18 protein-coding genes are annotated in these 17571 nt (G+C 45.2%); 11 read left to right on the top strand and 7 right to left on the bottom strand.

Features of this window, described 5'->3' with window-relative positions; genetic code table 11:
• Nucleotides 1-26: 26 nt before the first annotated feature.
• Nucleotides 27-443: a hypothetical protein gene (locus tag HBNXNv_RS04430; protein ID WP_347720477.1), complete on the top strand. Its 417-nt coding sequence runs from the start codon at nucleotides 27-29 to the stop codon at nucleotides 441-443.
• Nucleotides 444-447: 4 nt separating this feature from the next.
• Here the strand turns inward: HBNXNv_RS04430 and HBNXNv_RS04435 are convergent, their stop codons facing one another.
• A complete protein-coding gene (locus HBNXNv_RS04435; protein ID WP_347720478.1) occupies nucleotides 448-3129 on the bottom strand; it encodes a hypothetical protein in 2682 nt (893 codons plus the stop codon).
• A 2-nt stretch (nucleotides 3130-3131) separates the two neighbouring features.
• On the bottom strand, nucleotides 3132-4742 hold the full coding sequence (locus HBNXNv_RS04440; RefSeq protein WP_347720479.1) for a hypothetical protein: 1611 nt from the start codon (nucleotides 4740-4742) through the stop codon (nucleotides 3132-3134).
• Between the two features lie 99 nt (nucleotides 4743-4841).
• Between HBNXNv_RS04440 and HBNXNv_RS04445 the strand changes: the two genes are divergently transcribed.
• Genes HBNXNv_RS04445 through HBNXNv_RS04465 form a run of 5 tightly spaced genes read left to right on the top strand, consistent with a single transcriptional unit; the run spans nucleotide 4842 to nucleotide 8696 of the window.
• A complete protein-coding gene (locus HBNXNv_RS04445) occupies nucleotides 4842-5315 on the top strand; it encodes a DUF3450 family protein (RefSeq protein WP_347720480.1) in 474 nt (157 codons plus the stop codon).
• A gap of 6 nt (nucleotides 5316-5321) precedes the next feature.
• Nucleotides 5322-6065 carry a DUF7502 family protein gene (locus tag HBNXNv_RS04450; protein WP_347720481.1) on the top strand — a complete coding sequence of 248 codons (744 nt, stop codon included), beginning with the start codon at nucleotides 5322-5324 and terminating at the stop codon, nucleotides 6063-6065.
• Nucleotides 6066-6111: 46 nt separating this feature from the next.
• Nucleotides 6112-7077: an AAA family ATPase gene (locus HBNXNv_RS04455; RefSeq protein WP_347720482.1), complete on the top strand. Its 966-nt coding sequence runs from the start codon at nucleotides 6112-6114 to the stop codon at nucleotides 7075-7077.
• On the top strand, nucleotides 7074-7931 hold the full coding sequence (locus HBNXNv_RS04460; RefSeq protein WP_347720483.1) for a DUF58 domain-containing protein: 858 nt from the start codon (nucleotides 7074-7076) through the stop codon (nucleotides 7929-7931). Before HBNXNv_RS04455 ends, HBNXNv_RS04460 begins: the two co-directional genes overlap by 4 nt.
• 30 nt (nucleotides 7932-7961) lie before the next feature.
• Nucleotides 7962-8696 carry a metallophosphoesterase gene (locus tag HBNXNv_RS04465; protein ID WP_347720484.1) on the top strand — a complete coding sequence of 245 codons (735 nt, stop codon included), beginning with the start codon at nucleotides 7962-7964 and terminating at the stop codon, nucleotides 8694-8696.
• Here the strand turns inward: HBNXNv_RS04465 and HBNXNv_RS04470 are convergent, their stop codons facing one another.
• From HBNXNv_RS04470 to HBNXNv_RS04480, 3 genes are read right to left on the bottom strand one after another with little or no spacing between them, the layout of a single operon-like run.
• The gene (locus HBNXNv_RS04470) at nucleotides 8697-9887 is read right to left on the bottom strand and encodes an MFS transporter (RefSeq protein ID WP_347720485.1); all 1191 of its coding nucleotides are present in this window, start codon (nucleotides 9885-9887) and stop codon (nucleotides 8697-8699) included.
• A gap of 21 nt (nucleotides 9888-9908) precedes the next feature.
• Nucleotides 9909-10154 (bottom strand): hypothetical protein, encoded by a 246-nt coding sequence (locus tag HBNXNv_RS04475; RefSeq protein ID WP_347720486.1) that lies wholly within the window; start codon nucleotides 10152-10154, stop codon nucleotides 9909-9911.
• Entirely contained in the window at nucleotides 10126-10395 is a 270-nt protein-coding gene (locus HBNXNv_RS04480) for a hypothetical protein (protein WP_347720487.1), read from the bottom strand. The genes HBNXNv_RS04475 and HBNXNv_RS04480 overlap by 29 nt, the downstream gene beginning before the upstream one ends.
• A gap of 176 nt (nucleotides 10396-10571) precedes the next feature.
• On the opposite strand from HBNXNv_RS04480, the gene HBNXNv_RS04485 reads away from it, so the two are divergent.
• The gene (locus HBNXNv_RS04485) at nucleotides 10572-10913 is read left to right on the top strand and encodes a hypothetical protein (RefSeq protein WP_347720488.1); all 342 of its coding nucleotides are present in this window, start codon (nucleotides 10572-10574) and stop codon (nucleotides 10911-10913) included.
• A gap of 91 nt (nucleotides 10914-11004) precedes the next feature.
• Nucleotides 11005-11349 carry a transcriptional regulator gene (locus HBNXNv_RS04490; RefSeq protein ID WP_347720489.1) on the top strand — a complete coding sequence of 115 codons (345 nt, stop codon included), beginning with the start codon at nucleotides 11005-11007 and terminating at the stop codon, nucleotides 11347-11349.
• Here the strand turns inward: HBNXNv_RS04490 and HBNXNv_RS04495 are convergent.
• Both HBNXNv_RS04495 and HBNXNv_RS04500 read right to left on the bottom strand, forming a co-directional pair.
• Nucleotides 11346-13427 (bottom strand): COG1470 family protein, encoded by a 2082-nt coding sequence (locus HBNXNv_RS04495; RefSeq protein WP_347720490.1) that lies wholly within the window; start codon nucleotides 13425-13427, stop codon nucleotides 11346-11348. The genes HBNXNv_RS04490 and HBNXNv_RS04495 overlap by 4 nt on opposite strands.
• 239 nt (nucleotides 13428-13666) lie before the next feature.
• Nucleotides 13667-15085: a cryptochrome/photolyase family protein gene (locus tag HBNXNv_RS04500; RefSeq protein WP_347720491.1), complete on the bottom strand. Its 1419-nt coding sequence runs from the start codon at nucleotides 15083-15085 to the stop codon at nucleotides 13667-13669.
• A 128-nt stretch (nucleotides 15086-15213) separates the two neighbouring features.
• On the opposite strand from HBNXNv_RS04500, the gene HBNXNv_RS04505 reads away from it, so the two are divergent.
• Genes HBNXNv_RS04505 through HBNXNv_RS04515 form a run of 3 tightly spaced genes read left to right on the top strand, consistent with a single transcriptional unit; the run spans nucleotide 15214 to nucleotide 17553 of the window.
• The gene (locus tag HBNXNv_RS04505; RefSeq protein ID WP_347720492.1) at nucleotides 15214-16368 is read left to right on the top strand and encodes a beta/alpha barrel domain-containing protein; all 1155 of its coding nucleotides are present in this window, start codon (nucleotides 15214-15216) and stop codon (nucleotides 16366-16368) included.
• 1 nt (nucleotide 16369) lies between these two features.
• Nucleotides 16370-17095 (top strand): cysteine hydrolase family protein, encoded by a 726-nt coding sequence (locus HBNXNv_RS04510; RefSeq protein WP_347720493.1) that lies wholly within the window; start codon nucleotides 16370-16372, stop codon nucleotides 17093-17095.
• A complete protein-coding gene (locus HBNXNv_RS04515) occupies nucleotides 17092-17553 on the top strand; it encodes a hypothetical protein (protein ID WP_347720494.1) in 462 nt (153 codons plus the stop codon). Before HBNXNv_RS04510 ends, HBNXNv_RS04515 begins: the two co-directional genes overlap by 4 nt.
• The last annotated feature ends 18 nt before the right edge of the window (nucleotides 17554-17571 follow it).

The raw sequence follows: 17571 nt of genomic DNA on the forward strand, positions 1-17571 counted from the left end.
AAACTTTTGCAATTATTTGTTACCTCATGGTAAATAATATCTGGGATAGGCTTCTTGACGAGAGCAAGAGAACCAGAAGTCTTCCAGGCCAGCTCAGATTTCTGCGTAAAACCTCTGAAGCAGATAATATTGCTTTGATGGGCAGCGACTACAACGAGAAAAACTTCTCAGATTTTGAGGAGACAGTTTTCGAGAACTACTCAGAGAACAACAACGCCAGGCTTTTTGCTTCCGAAGAATACAGAGAGGCCGTAGAAGAATCGGACAAGATTCACGAAGACAGTGTTTTCTTTTTCGATTATCCTGCACCAAGCCACCAGATATCAGATATTTTCGTAAACTCAATCAACGGAGATAATACAGTGGCGTACGGGCCTAGAGAACACATAGATGAACTAGCAGATTTTTCCCCTGACAGAGTCAAAGGATTCTACAGAGAATAAAAATTTACTTGTATTCCTCAGATTTCCACTCCATAGGCCTGTTGCCTGCCTGATCTATAGCTCCCGAACCCGTTGACGTGTTGTCGAAGTCCTCAGTCTGAAGAAGGCCGTCAAGAGGATCAAAGGCGTGCTCCTCGATCTTGGCCCATTCACGATCATAGCTTGAACGATCCATTCCGAAGAATCTGGCAATTAAGGCCTCTTTCTCGCTTCTGTAGTTTTCTCCCGGGTTGACATTGCTTGGATCAAGTTCTTCTGGAGTTACGCCTAGTGCAATCATATCCATGGAGAGTCTCATCATGTAGCTTGATTCTCCTTTGTGCTCTGCAAGTTCGAAAAGAATTGTGGCTCTTTCACCAGGATTTCTCGCAAAGCCATTCTCCACAAACCAGTGAAGCCATTCATAGATCAAAGTATTCCCTCTCTTGAAAGAACCGTGATGAGTACCTCGCTGACCTTCAACTCCAGGATCCATCAAGTGGTACTGTCTAAGCGTTTTCGCTATAGGCTTATCGGAGTCCAGCTCCAGCTCACTGTAATCAGAGGCCAGTTCCTTCTCCTGCTCGATAAACCTCTCCATATCCCATTCAGGGTCAACTCCAAGAGATGCAACGTGCTCCATGTCAATAGTGAACTTTGCAGGCCTCTCATCGATCTCAGAGCTCAAGTGATCAAGGCCTCCAAGCTCTCCCTCCTCATCAAGTCTTTGACGAGCCGTCATGTTTATCGCATGAGCTGCAACAGCAATATCCTTCGATCTGAAAATTCTCAGCTTGTTTTGAGGGCTGCCGTTCATACTCTCCAAGTTAACTCCTATTCCAAATCTGTTCATCCAGTCAATCCACGTCCAACCCTCATTCTCAACCTCTTCAACCTCATCGCTGTCAAGGCCTAGATCTCTTCCACGAACGTTGAAATGGCTCTTTCTCTGGGTGAAGTGGGCCCAAGCATAGCACGCAGAGGTCGCTGCAGCCACATCCATTCTGAATTCATCGCTGTGCTCCAGCAAATCCATGTAGTGGTAAGTATCATCGTCGTTATCGTCGTAAACACCGTTTCTAACGTTTTTCAGATCTATTTCAACATCTATATCGATATCATCTCTTTCCTCCCATTTCTCAACCAGAACCTCCCAGATGAATTCCGGGGCCTCCCAGCCCTTATGCGCATCGTGATCATCATTGCTGCTGGCTGCCATCCAGGCCGGAATTATCTGGTAGAAAATTGTTGATTCTTTCCACATTTCTCTCTGGAACCTCTCATCATTTATCAGCCTTTGAACGAGATCTTCATGCATATACTCTTCGTCAATTCCTTCCCTATCTTCTGCGTCAAACAAGCTTAGGTCATCGCCTGAGAAAACATCCTCAGCGAGTTCCTCAATACCGTATTCCTGTTTTCCAATCTGGTACGCGTTCTCAAGAAGCCTGATCTGCTTTACCTCCAGGTGGCTCTGAAGACCCGCCCACTTGGCCTCCTGAGTCATGTAGCGTTCGTCTTCATCATCAGTGTCCTCCCAGAGCTTCAAAAGAAGATCATCTAGTTCTTCAATCACTCCGGATACTACAGAATCCAGATCAACTTCGTCCTCGAGATCAGACATCAAGGCATCCATATCCGAGTGAAGATCAGGATCGCTAAGATTCTTTACAATTACGCCAGCTATCTCTCTTTGCCCAGTATTCCTTATTTCAAAGACCGAGTCATCCAGAAAGTTCAATCTAGGCCTGTTGCCCATACTCTCCATGAAATCCTCTAGACTCATCGATCTTACCCGATCAAGACCATCATAATCATCACTTGCATCTTTAGTGGCCCTAAAAACTGGCATTTCCCAGTCAGAATTACTTAGAACCTCTCTCCAGTTTGTACCTGTACCCTGATCTTGGCTTCTGGCCACAAGTACTGCACCTATTTTTTCTTCTATATCTTTGGCTTCATCCCGAAATATCTGCTCGGCAGCCTTGTGTTGGGCCTCTTTCCAGCGTCTATCAAATTTATCAGAGTATGAGGCAAATGTCTGATAGAACTGAAATGGATAGCTTGCTGTTTCCAGAAATAAAGTATAGTAGAGATTTCTCAGGAATCCAGGATTTTTGTAAATATTCTGCGAATGATGGTTCCTCTTCTTTCTCGAAGTCTCATCATAGTCGTTGGTTGTGAAACCGAAAGGATCGACTCCTACGTCGGTCTCCATTCTTTCTTCTAGCGGAGGCAGCATCGAAGTGGAGATGTGAGGGTTTATTCTTCCAATATGGAATAGTGGTTCTCCGTTACCTCTTCTCTCAACTTCTTTCTTGAAAGCAGCCAGCTCCTGCAAATAGTTAGTAAAGTATTCCTCAACAGTATCGTATCCGTATTGCTCTCCCTGCCCGCTTTTCTGGGCGGAGGCGTATCCAGCATTCATATCGCTGTGAAGTGTTACATCGATACCAAGCTGATCGATTGTGGCAATCATCTCATCTCCTTCAAGATTGAAGGTCGAGGGATTAGTAATCTGAAGCTCCATTACAGAGCCTCCAACCTGAGACGCATAGCCAATTCTCTGGTCAAGAGGAGTCGGAACCTCTCCAACATCCATAGCCGAAGAGTTTCCAATCATGTAGTTAAGATCATCGTAGCCATCGCTGTTGCTCTCTCCCTCATTTCCAAAACTCTTCTTTACCGCGTCAAGAATAAATCCCATTTTTATTTCATCGTATTCAGGCCGTTTCCGATTTTGAAATCATAGTAAAACGAGTTAGTGATCTGGCCCTGCAGCTCTCCAAGAGCCGCGCCAGAATCAATTACATACTCATCTGTCTCTCCAAGGAATTTTCGCAACTTGAGCTCTACACCTGAGTAAAATTCAGGGCCTCCACCACCATTCTCCTTGGAGAACTCGGTGCCGAGTATTTCATCTATTGCCTCTACATAGTCTTCATTTAGATAGTCTATCTCATCCAGGCCGTCCTCAATTCTTCTGATCTGTGAGGAAAGTTCAAGAGGGACGCTGCCTTCTACCTCGTCTTCGATGGCCTGACGAAGTTCTCTTACCCTCATACCTTCTGATTCTCGGGCTTCCTTGAGTTCATCGCCAGTCTCCGATGAGAATTCGCCAGTATAGTTTTCCATCAGGTCTTTCATCCTGTTATCCATCTTGTCTATCTTCTCCTGGAATATCCCCTCGAAAATATGTTTGTCGACGATAGCAGGGAATATGAATACTACAGCTGTTGCAGGGCCTGCGGAGTTTTGCTGAGGTTGATCTCCGCCCGCTAGATTTACGTGCACTCCGTGAATATAGACTACTCGGTAGTGTGTTATTTCATCTTCGTTATCTGTTACAATTGGCTGGCCTTCTTCGCTTTTCAGGCCTCTGGCACATATGAACTCCATGTTCTTCTCCATAGAGGCGTATCCGCCGAAAGTGTAGTATTTGGTCATTTCGTCGTAGTAGTCGCTCTCTTCTTTCTGATCAATCATCACCATGTCCTGAACATAAGGCTGCAGCCAGTCATGAGTCTCTTCAATAGCTCTTTCAACTCTGTTAAGCTCTCCTTTCAGCTCTTCAAGTCTCTTCTGGACCTCGCTACCGTAGAGATCCTTCCAGTCCTCGTACATCTTGTACTTTTTCTTGAGAACAGCTTTCTCATTGGCCGGAATATCTCCAAGCTTATTACCTTCCTCAAGATCCTCCACAGACTCTATCTCATGGAAATCAGCAGTAATAGAAGGATAAATATTTCTCTCCTGCAAAGTCTTCATGGCGGCCTCTCCACCCTGCTGCGAACCTGCATTCGCACCATCAACAAGCTCAACAAAATCAGACTTCAACTGAGTCTCATCCTTGGCCTTGATGGCCTCTACCCGCGACCTTAGCTTTCTGATATCGTGCTCTAGCATGTGTTTCTCTTTCTTCAAACGGCCGATACTCTGCATTTTTTCCTGAATATTTTGCTCGGCCTCCTTCCTTCTCTGCCGGAAAGATTGATGCAGCTGATTCTGAGGAGATATAAACACTTTTTCCTCAGTCTTCTTTACCGTATAATCCATATCATCGAACGCATCGGGCGCACCAAGAAGTATACCATAAGCTGTGCCACTGCTGCCGGCAGAAACCTTTAATTTATGCTGATGATCTCCCATGATAGGCCTTAGAAAGTCTGTTCCAATCTCATTCTCCAGCTCGTCCAACGAAGTGATTTCTCCACTTCTTATCTTCTTACCTATATCCTTGTCGCCTACCACGGCCTCTCCATTGACCTGAAATGTGTGGCCGAACTTGGGTTTTTCATCGCCGCTGTTTCCGTGACTCACATCTACATTATAGGTTTAATTTCTACTTAAAATCTGGAGTCTTCTGGTAAACAAGTTAAATTACTGGGCCTACAATTGTATGATAGAGTGATTTAACCGATGGAGACACCGCTGCTCAAGAGACGGCTTAACCCTATTCTACTGATTTCGACAGTTCTGACACTGGCCCTTATCGCAGGAATGTCAGTGGTTTACCAGGACCAGCTTAACAACCTTGTATCCAGCAAAAAAGACCTGCAGGAGGAGTTGAAGGATAAAGAACAGACAATCGACTCTCTGGAAAGCGAAAGACAGGATCTGGAAGAGAGAACATCAACGCTTAACAGCACTACAGCACAGCTTCAGGAAATAATAAACGAGAAAAACCAGACTATCGACGAGCAGCAAACCACGATAGGCGGCCTGAACACGAAAATCAATGAGCTTCAGACGACAAGAGATGAACTAAATAACACCGTCAATAATCTGAGAGGAAACCTAACAGACGTCCGAAGCGACATTAACGATGTTTGTGGCGACCCTAACATCGACAACCTAACTGAAGACAGCCAGGACATCTGTGACAACTACTGATCTATTATGAGAATTGAGAAACTGCTCAAACAGTTGAAGAGAGAATTTATCAAAGTAAACGTTATCCAGGCCTGCCTAGACACAATTCTATTCTTCCTCATATCCAACCTGGGGCTTTTCTTCATCTCTGTCAGAATATTCGAAAACATAAGCAATCTCTACGCCCTTATGGCCCTGAGCACAGTATTCGGAATAATAGACTTCTACAGAAGAAACCAGCGTTACAGACTTGAAATATACGAGGAGGAAAACCCCGAGCTGAGAGAAGTACTGAGAACCGCCAGAGACAACCTTGATCAGAGAAACGTGGCATCTCAGGCCCTCTTCGACGATGTGATGGAGAGAGCACGATCAGTCACCTCGGAAAGCATAATCCCAAGCAAGGAAATCATCCAGAAAATTCTTGCAGTAGGAGGCCTTTGCTTCCTGACCGTTCTCTCCGGTGTAGCAGACATCAACCTCCAGAACGATACAAGAAATGTTTTCACAGATATCAGAGGTGGCGGATCAGAAGGTGGCGGCAACTTCACTCTTGGAAACTCCTCAAAAATTGAAATAAGAGATGTAAATGCAAGCTATCCTGCAGCAAACTTCACTTTCGATGTTCAGGGCGAGGGAGAAAGCTCAAAGCCAGAGATAAGGCCTTATTCTTCACGTGAAAATATTCTCTACGAGTCTTCAACTGAGGGCCTTGATGAAGATCTTGATCTTGCGCGAGAGTACAGTATTGCTATAAAGGAGTTCGAGTAGAGTGCTGCTTGAGAAATTTAAATAGCTCGGGATTCAGTATTTAGTTATGCAGATATCGAACCTGGATGAGGCAGGGAAGTACGATAAGGCTTCCGAGAAACTTAATGAAATCAAAGAAGAAGTCGGCAAAGTCATTGTAGGCCAGGAAGAAATAATTGAAAACGTTCTGATATCGATTCTGTGCGATGGAAACGTTCTACTGGAATCAAACCCGGGAATGGGTAAGACGAAGATGATTCACACCGTTTCAGAGGTTATGGGCTTGGATTTCTCCCGTATACAGAACACGCCAGACCTTATGCCTTCAGACATAACCGGAACACACATAATCGATGAATCCTCCGGAGAAACAGAGTTCATCTTCCAGAGAGGGCCGATCTTTGCAAACATGGTGCTAGCAGACGAAATCAACCGTGCAACACCGAAGACACAATCCGCTCTGTTAGAGGCTATGCAGGAGAAACAGGTCACGGTAGGAAACCAGAGTTACGAACTGGACAAACCTTTCTTCGTAATGGCAACACAGAACCCAATCGACCAGGAAGGAACATATCCACTACCGGAGGCCCAGAGAGACCGTTTCATGATGAAACTGGAGCTTGAATATCCGAAAAAAGATGAGGAACAGGAGATTGTCGAAAGATTCACATCCGAACTGAACTACGAACCAGAGCTCAAAGAAGTAATTTCAAAGCCTTCAGTAGTCAGACTTCAGGAGTTCACACGGCAGGTACCGATCGCCGACGACATAAAGGAAAGAGCAATCGACATCGTAACATCAACCAGAGATCACGAAGATCTGGATTACGGGGCCTCACCAAGAGCATCAATGAACATTGTACTGGCAGCCAAAGGCCGCGCACTGATCAAAGGCCGCAACCACGTCTCGGCATCAGATATCAACTCTGTGGCCAAACCAGTTCTACGGCACAGAATAGGCCTGAGCTTCAAAGCCGAGAAGAAAGGAAAAGACGAGGATAAAGTTGTAGAGGAAATAGTGCACTCGGTATGATAGATATAGAGTTCCTTGACGAGCTGCAGAAATTCCAGCTTGCTCTCACCAAGCACTCAGACGAAAGAAGCCAGGGAGAGCAGTCAAGCAGCTTTACAGGCCAGGGAATGATCTTCAAGGACCACAAACAGTACGCACCAGGCGATGACATCCGAAAGATCGACTGGAAGGCCTACGCCAGAACAAAGGATTACTTTGTGAAAAGGTTTGAGGAGGAGAAAAACCTGACTCTCCACATTCTGCTGGACAGAAGCAGTTCGATGGATTATGGAGAACCAAAAAAATACGACTACGGCGGGAAAATAGGGATAGCCATAGCAGACATGGCCCTGAACACGAACGACAGGTTCCGCTTCTCAGTATTCTCCGAGACAATTACCGATATTTCTTCAGGCCGCAGAAATTCAAACACGCCAAGCATTATCTCAACACTCAACCAGTTAAGGAAGACTCCTGAAAGCAGGGTTGAAAGATGCCTTACAGAGTACAGCAGCCGGATCAAGAACAAGTCCGCCGTAATAATAATTTCAGACTTCCTAACCGACCTCGAAGATATAGAATCAGGAATTGAAAGCCTGAAAAACACAGAAGTAATACTCGTAAACGTCTTCGACAAAGAAGAAATTGACCCAAGCTTCGAGGGAGATACTATACTGAAAGATCCTGAATCCGAGTCAACGCTACGAACCTATCTCTCAAGCAGAACCAAAAACAAGTACCAGAAACAGCTCAAAGAACACACGGAACAGATAGAAGAGATAGCAAACAAACACGGGGCCCGATACCTACAGGTTTCTACAGGAGATGACGTGCTTGAATCATTCCTTGAAGTCTGGCAGGCAATCAACAGGTAAACAAAAAGTTTCACCACCAAACCTTCAACCATGAACTTTCTAGGATTCAAAACCATAGACAGCATACCAGGCCTATACCACGAGAAACTGGATCTAATAGCAATATCCGACCTGCATCTAGGCCTCGAAAGCAGCATGACCTTCAAAGGAAGCTACGTACCACAGTTCCAGCTGGAAGACATAAAGGACGATATCCAGAAAATGAAGGAGGACACCGGGGCCGAAAGAATACTTGTCAACGGAGACCTCAAAAACGAGTTCTCAACCAACTACTCCGAAAAAAGAGAAATAGAAGAATTCATCGAATTCCTGCAAGAAAAATTCGAGGACGTCATAATAATCAAAGGAAACCACGACACATTCATAGACGAAATTGTAGAAGAAAAAGGCCTCCGACTACTGAGAAAATACAGAGAAGACGGAGTGCTTTTCACGCACGGCCACATCGGCCTCGAAGAACTTGGGGAAGAAGACTTTGAAACAGTAGTTATAGGCCACGAACACCCTGCTCTCAGACTTACAGACGATGTAGGTGTGAAAGAAAAGGTTGACTGCTTCCTCTACGGAGAAATGTCAGAAGGCCGAAATATTGTAGTGATGCCGGCCTTCTCCAAGATTTCAAACGGAACAAACATCAACGAAGTACCCTCACACAAATTACTCTCACCTATTCTCAGGAACCACGTGAAAAAAGATTCTCTGAAGGCCATAGCAGTGGATAGAGAGGCAGGAATATTTGAATTCCCGCGACTAGGCCGTATCTAGCTAGAGATAATTCTTGCTGCCCATCCATGTCACCATGAAAATCGTTGCTCCAACCAAAGATGCGGCAAGGAAGGATTCATTGATGCTCCATATCGATGCAACCGCACCAGCAAGAACAGGGCCTATAGCTGTTCCTGCATGCTTGAAGAATTCCATAAAGCTTGTCATCTCGCTTTCTATATCATCAGGAACTCTTTCATCGTATACTGCATGGATTACCGGAGACATTCCACTAGACAATGTTCTAGCTACCAGAACGAGACCTCCTATCATCATTAGATCCGATACAAAGTTCATAACTGCCAGAACAGGGATAATCAAAATCGAAAGCGCTGAGAGCACTTTTAGTTTACCTCTTCTGTCAGCTAATTCTCCAAAAATAAATTGGAATGATTTTGGCACAGCTGCGATACCAAAGATTATGCCCATCATCTGAAGATCCGCACCCATTCTTTCTAGCAGTAAAGGAATTGCAAGCCAGTAAAATGAGAAAATTATAGAATAAAGAAAAATCAGAGAGTAAGGCAGCCGTAGTTCACTCCAGTTCTCCTTGAGATCACGCCATTCTTTACTGTAAGTGCTTCTATGGAAAAGATCTTCAACAGATTCCTCAAGGCTTTCATCAGCCTCATCTCTTCCAAGACCTATGTAGAAATAGAACAATGCAAGACCAAGTAATGCCGAAAAGGCCCAAATTCTGAATGTTAAATTGAAACCGTAGGATGCTAGTAGATATCCTCCTACTATAGGACCAAGTATGTATGCTACATTAACTCCGAGAAGGAATACTGAAACAGATTCTGACTCAACATCTTCATCGGAAGCCTGTAAAGATAGGCTCCATCCTCCATTCCATACGAGCGATTTGACAACTCCCTCCATGGTTTTTCCAAGAACAATGAAAGGTGCTGCAGCAGTATAGTACATAACCGGAGGCAAAATAGCTGCCGCGAGGCCGACAAAAATAACTATTTTCTCTCCTGATCTTTGAACAAGATTTCCTACAGGTATATCTGTTATTAACGGTATCAAAGCTGGCAATGAAGTTACTACACCTACCAGGAATACACTTGAAATTTGCTCTTCAATAAAAATCGGTAGAAAATTCCAAACTGTAGCTCTTCCTATCCAGGAAACTAGGAAAACCAACGATAGATACTTCGCAATGTCAGGTATCCTGTCAAGATCCATTGCCTATCACAAAAATAAGAATTAGTAAGTTATAAACTGTTCATCGTCTTCGGCTTCTGAGTCATCATCTTCCTCGGCCTCCTTTCGCTTCTTCTCAAGCTCCTGCCTCTCAAATTCTCTCTTGGCCTTCTCCTTGAGCTCATCGTAACGCTGTTTGGCAGGAGAAGTACTTTCCGTATCGGCCTCTTCCTTCTTCAACTTGTTGTACCTATCCTCACTTGATTCATCGTCACTAGACTCAGCTGCTTTCAGAAGTTCGTTTGTCATCTTTTTCCTCACCACCTCGCACGAATGGGATTTTACGCATCAGCGAAACAAAATCGGCCAGAGTCTTGGATGAATCCTCCACATTGCGGGCCGTCCTCTCTATAGATTCAACTGACTCCTCTCCAACCTCAATAACCCTGTTTAGTCTATAGAGCAGAAGAATAGCCAGTAGTACCAGCGGCACTTTCAGCACCTGCAATAGTAAGTCAATACTCTCCTTATCAATCACCAGACTTGCCATAGAATCGATTTATCCAGGCCTCAATTTATATCTACCGGAAAAAATACAGAGCCAATCGGTCGCAATCAGAGATGCAGACTTCGGGCCTCAAATCAATTCCAGATATACTGGGTCGCGGCAAAAACGGGCATGGATAAGCATTAAAAGATTCTGAGCGTATTTTTTACTGTGATAACATGGTTGAAGTACCTGAAGACGTAAACGTATCCGAACTTCCTTTCACACACGCAAGGATCAAAAGAATGGTAAGAGACGAGGCCTCAGAAGGACAGTACGTAAGATCTAATGTATACTACGGACTAAACATGCTTCTAGGTCAGATCGCAGAAGAAATAATCGACAACATGATGGAGACAGACGCTGCATACGTAGAGAAACACCACCTCGACAACGCAGCAAGAAAATACGAGAAAGTCGAGAACATCATCAAGGAGAAAGAAAGAGTTTCCAGAAAGCTCGAAGCACTCGCAGCAGACGTCGAAAAACTTTCACGTGACGTACAACAGGCCGACTACTAAAAGGCCTTCACATATCTCTTTTTCTCTCATATTTTTTCTCACCTCATTCATGACACAAGAGTTTTTGAAGATTATAACACCGTAATAATCTATGCGGTTCGAAGTCGAGGTAGTGAACGAAGAACTTCTACCTGCCATAAGAAGCATGATAGCCAACCAGCTCAAGCAGGAGTACGGACTGAAACAGTCAGAAATAGCGGAAAAACTGGGAGTAACACAGCCCGCAGTATCACAGTATTTGAGCAACTCAAGGGCCGATCAAGACATAATCCAGCGTTTGAAGGATGATCCGCAGATCGGGATACTTGTGAGAGATGCAGCATCAAAGGCCGCTACAGATGAAATATTCGCACAGGAAATATCAGAAATAATCAGAAATGTGCGGGACAAAGGAATAATGAAAGAAGAATTCAGAGATACTTACCGAATAATCTAGGTGAAGCCTGTAAAGGCCTCCTCAGCTTTCTCCTCTTCCTCCTCAACAAAGTCTCTGAACCTGTCAAAAAGATTTTCTACAGGCTCCATCGAGAACTCATAATCGCTCAGGTCAATTCCTCCAAACTGGAGATCTTCGATAGCCGAGAAATCAAAGACGTAATCTTCATTCATGTAGAAGTAACCTACAGTTCCTCCACCACCGATAACGAGCAGCAATAGGAATCCAAAGACAAACTTGTTTCTCTGGGCCTTCGAATGCTCCTGCCTGACCTGTTCATACCCTTCAGAGGCCTTAGAGTACTGAGAATCAACATTCTCCATCAAACTTGCAGCCCTGTAATAATCTCCTTCCTGAATAGCCCTCTGGGCCTCAGCCATTGTCTCATTAATATCAGAGAACTCTTCCTCCAGCTTCTTCTGCCTATCACCAGAAACCCTGCTCATCAACTCGGAAACATTAGATCTCAGGCCTTCAAACTCCGAGAACTCGCGATCAAACCTTTCAGAAATATTCTCCTCCTGATCACTGTTAGCCTCAACAATCAAATCAAACTGCCGGCTGACATCAGGACTCTTCGACGAAAGCCTGACATTGTGCCTCCCAAGATTAGAATCAGAAGTCTCAACCGTGAAACTTGTAGACCTGTTGTCACCAGGCTTCAGATTACTGACAATACTAGTATGATTCGAAAAACCAGTGTCAAGCTCGAAAGTCAGAGAAGGAATCAAGAGATCTCCAGTATTCTTAACCCATATATTGAAAGTCTTCGAACTTCCAGCCGTAACACTCAACTCCTCAAGGCCTGTAACCTGTGCAGAAGGCGTGGCATCAGGCCTGAACTCAAAAGTAAGATTAGCATCGCTACTCCATCTACCGGCCTCATCCTTCGCCCACACATACAATGTGTGATCCCCCGCATCAAGACCTGAAGTATCAACGTCGAAAGAACCATCGGCCTCAACACCGTTACTATCAGTATCAAGAGTTGACTCATCGAACCGGTAAACCAGCTCCGTGATGTCAGAAGCCGAATCAGAGGCCTCATAATCAACCTCAAAATCAGTATTGAAAACACTGACAACAGTACTCAAACCATTGACACTTGGCTTCGAATAGTCAAAAGTATACTCATACTCTTTCGTCACACTGTTACCGGCCTCATCCTTCAAAACAACCTCCAAAGTAGTCTGAGTATCCCTCATAGGCTCAACATCACACTCATAACTTGTAGTACCGTCAACATCCTGAGTATCGGCCTCAACAGCATCCCGGCCACCAAGCTTACAGGTAACAGTAATATCAGAAGGCTCAGCAGGATCCTGCTCCTCCAGAACTATATCAAAAGTATACTCATCCTTATTCTCAGGAGTCGCAAAAACCTGAGGCTCCGGATTAATCCTCGGCTCCTCATCACCCTCATACTCATCATCATAAGTGAAATCGATATCCTCAGTATCAGAAAGGCCTACCTGATCAGAGGTCGTGGCTTCTATAGTATATTCGGAATTGTGATCAAGATCTGACTCAAAATCAGGTGAGAAGGTACATTCCTGACCATCACAGTCCTCAGTCTCAGAATAAATTTCATCTCCCTCAGAATCTTCAACAATCACCTCTAAATCATTCAGATCTGTGTGGCCATCTGAAGCTGTAATCTCAAAGTTAACTGAATCAGAATTAAGTCTCGCATTATTATCTACAGGAATATCTATTGACGGTTTGCCGTTATCAACAGTTATGCTCCTTGTTTCCTCCGGACCATCAGTTACATTTGCTCGCACAGTATAATCTCCGGATCCAGGATCTCCAGTACTCCACTCAACACTCGCATATCCGCTTGTAGAATCAACATTATCATCTATACTCTGCCAATCTCCACCATCTTCTCTATAATCAAAACTTACAGTATTGCCCTGATTGGCAGAATCAACAGAAACATTCAGAGTTACAGTACCTGTGACCGGACTATCAGGAGATTCCCATGTAAGGGCCGATACGCCGGATAGTGTTAGAAGGGTTAGAGTTGCGAGAATTGCTATCTTGAGAGTCAGTTTTTTCTCGATGAGTACCACCATAAATCAGCGACAGTTGTTTGTAATATGGTTGTTGAATGTTTAAGTAACCGTATAGTGAACTACCCGCCACCATCTCTACGCACTCCGTGCTTCGAGGTGGAAGGGGCTTCCTGTTCCGAGGGGTAAAGACAGTACTTGTAACTCCTATTCATAGTTCTATATCGCCGATTTCCTAACACTATGCTTGTTTGCGAGTTTGTATGAGCAATCGTTACAGATCAATGCTATATCCTCTTCTTTTAATCCTCTCTAACCTCTTCAAACTTTTCTATAGCTTCCTTCCTTTTCTCATCGTGATTAACGATAGGCCTTGGATAGTCTTCTCCAATCTCAATACCGTAATTTTCCTGCTGGATCTGATTCATTTTGTGAGGCCGGTGGATATGCTCGTCCGGAACATCTTCCAGTTCTGGTACCCAGTTTTTGATGTATTCTCCGTCAGGATCGTAGTCCTCTGACTGACTGTATGGATTGAAGACTCTGAAGTACGGCTGGGCGTCTGTACCGATACTGTAGGCCCACTGGATTCCTCCTATCATTGAGGCCTTCTCCGCGTCGACAAACATTTTCTTGAAGTATTCGTGCAGATCTTTCCAGTCCAGCCAGAGATCCTTACACGCAAAAGAAGTTACAACCATTCTCAGCCGGTTATGCATCCAGCCAGTCCTCTTCAACTGCCTCATGCCTGCATCTACGAATGGATAACCTGTTTTTCCATTGATGAAGGCCTCCCAGTCTTCCTCAGCCTCTTCCTTCGATCTCCACTCTATATCCTCGTACTGTTCCAGGAATGGTTTTTCTGCAGTTTCAGGCCAGTTGTACAGTACCTGCATGTAGAAGTCGCGCCAGGCTAGTTCTTCTTGCCATGTCTTGATGCCCGATGTATCGCTGTCAGGATTTCGGGCCTTGATTCTTTCGGCCTCCCAGAAAACCTCTCTTATACTGACTGTGCCGAACCTGAGGTGTGGAGAGAGTTTACTTGTTGAATCTTTCCAGGCGTAGTCTCTGTTTTCGTCGTAGTTCCAGATCTTGTCCTTGAACTCTTCTATCCTGTCGAGGCCGTTCTCTCGGCCTCCCTCCCAGACCTCCATGTCGTCTGGCTTTTCAAAGCCGAGTTCTTTTAGAGAAGGAATTTCATCGGAGTCGATATCAGGTGTAGTATAATCTTCTACCTCCTGAGGCCTTCTCTTTTCTTTCTTGAACCATTTCTTGCTGAAATAAGTGTATACCTTGTAAGAAGTACCTGAATTAGTTAGTATTTCTTTTTCCTCGAACATGACGACGTCCTTGAACTTGTTGACCGGTACATCCAGTTTTTCAGCTACTTTCTCGTCGCGCTCTCTTGCGTAAGGAGTGTAATCTTTGTTGTGGTAGACGGCGTCAGCACCTGTTTCCTCCACAATTTTCTGAAGCTGTTCGATGGGCTTTCCTTTTCTGACAACAAGATCCTTGCCTTGCTGGCCCGATAGATTCTCCTTCAACTCCTTCAGAGAGTCATGCCAGAAACTTACCCGTGGATAGCCTAGTGTAGCATTTGAGAAGTAGTTGTCGTCAACCACGTAGAAGGGAATTACTTCTTCGTGCTCTTCCGAGGCCTTTACCAGTGCAGTATTGTCATGTTCTCTCAGACTTCTTCTGATCCAGACTATCGCCGTCATGTATCCTCTTTGAGCTCCGAGTCTTTTGAAACCAGCAACCCTTCGTGTGAGATTAACAAAATCTATTTAAAAGCTTAGTGTGAAATAGTCGTTAAGGTTATTGTAAAAACAACAAAAAGGTGAGTTAGATGAGCACGACAACACAGACTGGAAAGTTCGATCTGCCGGAAAACCACGAAAAATTCACAGACAAGTACTTCCTGAGATCGAGGGAGATACTTGAGCAGGAGGGCCTCAACCCCGAGGTAGCGGTAAAAGTATTTGCCAGGGGAGAGGGAGAAGTAGCGGGCCTGGAAGAAGCAGCTGCAATTGTAGACAAGTACTCTGAAAGCGAGGATACCGAGTTGCATGTTACTGAGGCCGACGAGTTCGAGACGAAAGACCCATTGATGGTGTTGAAAGGGCCTGCACAGGATGTGATTGATCTGGAGACAATGTATCTTGGCGCAGTATCCCATGGATTGACAGAGGCCTCCCCAGATCACGAGACCGTTGATCCCGAGGAGTTTGGTGAGGCTGTTGGAGAAGTAACTGATATCTATGACGTGCCTCTTCTCGAGTTCGGCGCCAGACACTACCACTGGACTGATACCGCTGACCTGGCCAGAGCTGCGTACGATAACGGAGCAGTCGGAACCTCCACAGATGTCGGTGCTGCAACCTTCGGTGAGGAAGGCCTTGGCACAACGCCACACGCGTTAACAATTATACTTGGCGAAGAATACGGAGAGGACGAGGCGACAAGGAAGACTGCCGAGCTTTTCGACAGGAACATGGATGAAGATATCCCAAGGACCACGCTAGTCGATACATGGAACCAGGAAATTGACGACGCACTCGAGACAGCAGAGTACTTCGAAGACAGAGATGTAGAATACGGTTTCCGGGTTGATACCTGTGGAGAAAACATTGCACAGGGCGGAAGGCCTGAAAATTCAGAGACAGGGCCTTATGAGACAGGTACAGGAGTCAGAATAGAATCAGTCAAGGCTCTGAAAGATGCATTGCGTGAGAACGGTTACGACGATGCAGAAATCGTCTTATCCAGTGGATTCGGAAATCCTGAGAAAGCAGAGGCCTTCCACGAGGCTAACGTCGAGTACGAGGAAGAGCACGGTGAGAAGCTGTTTGATGCTGTCGGTGCCGGCGCATTCTCCGATGGAATACATGCAACCGCCGATATCTACGAGATCAACGGCGAAGAGTTCTCCAAAGTAGGCCGTGAGGTTGACGCCGAGGCAATGGAAGAATACGTCGAGAATCAGATGAGACAGGTGATTTGAGATGAGTGCAGAGAGCTTCGAGGTAAGGCCTGACGGTGGAAGCATTGTGGACGACGCAATCGCTGCCTACGGAGAAGATACTATTTTCTGGAACGTTGACACACAGTACGACTTCATGAGGCCCGATGGAAAACTGCCTGTAGGAGAAGGAAACGGAGCAGAAGATATCGAAGATGCTCTGGCAGAAGTAACCGAGATAGCCCGTGAAAAGGACATACGTGTAGTAAACACCGCGGACCATCACAATCAGGACTCAGCCGAATTCTCGGAGGATCCTGATTTCCAGGAAACCTTTCCTCCTCATTGCCTAGCAGATTCAGAAGGCGCAGAATACGTTCCTGCTACACAGCCTGAAAATCCTCTGGAGCTTGACTGGAGAGATGAAGCAGACTGGAGCAAAGTAATGAACCACGAAGGAGACTTCGTACTATACAAGGACGCATTTGATGTATTTGCTGGAGAACCAGAGTCTCCTCATGCAGAAGATCTTGTGGAAACACTTGATCCTGACAGAGCAGTAGTTTATGGAGTTGCAACGGATGTCTGCGTTGATTATGCAATTGAAGGCCTGATGGATCAAGGAGTAGAAGTATACGTAGTAGAGGATGCGACAAAAGGCATTGATCCAGAGGCCTCGAAAGATTCAATCCAGAAATGGAGTGAGAACGGTGCTACAATCGGAAGCACGGATGGCCTTAGCGACTATCTGGAGAGTGATGGCCTATGAGCGTATCTGAACTGCTGGAAGGTGCCAGAGATACGTATGATGAGCTGGAATCGCTGCATCAGGAGAAAAGAAAACTGGAGGCCGATATCATGGAAGAACAGCAGAAGGTAGAGGATTCAGTGATTATGGCCCTCTATCAGATACAGGACGATCTGGGAGATGATGAGGCCTATACCTTGATGCATTCAACAGAGACAGGTAGAGGAGGCCAGTACAGTTTTGATGAAGTATTGACCGCTGAAGGTGTTGAGGCCCGAAATGTTACCAGGAACGGCGAACCAGGTTATAGTGGCGATGATATGTGGATGTGGCCTGGTAGCTGGGATAGCTTTGAGGAACCTCTGGATATTGAGGATGAGTACCTGGTAGGAGAACGCGATAGTCAGGGTTTCTTCAGGAAGCTTCACAGAAGAATGTCGGAGGATGAGATTCCGGAGTCCAGTTTCTTCTACGACTAGGGCTCCGGAACAGTTAAA

It is taken from the genome of Candidatus Nanohalovita haloferacivicina (assembly GCF_029232205.1).
Classification (GTDB): domain Archaea; phylum Nanohalarchaeota; class Nanosalinia; order Nanosalinales; family Nanosalinaceae; genus Nanohalovita; species Nanohalovita haloferacivicina.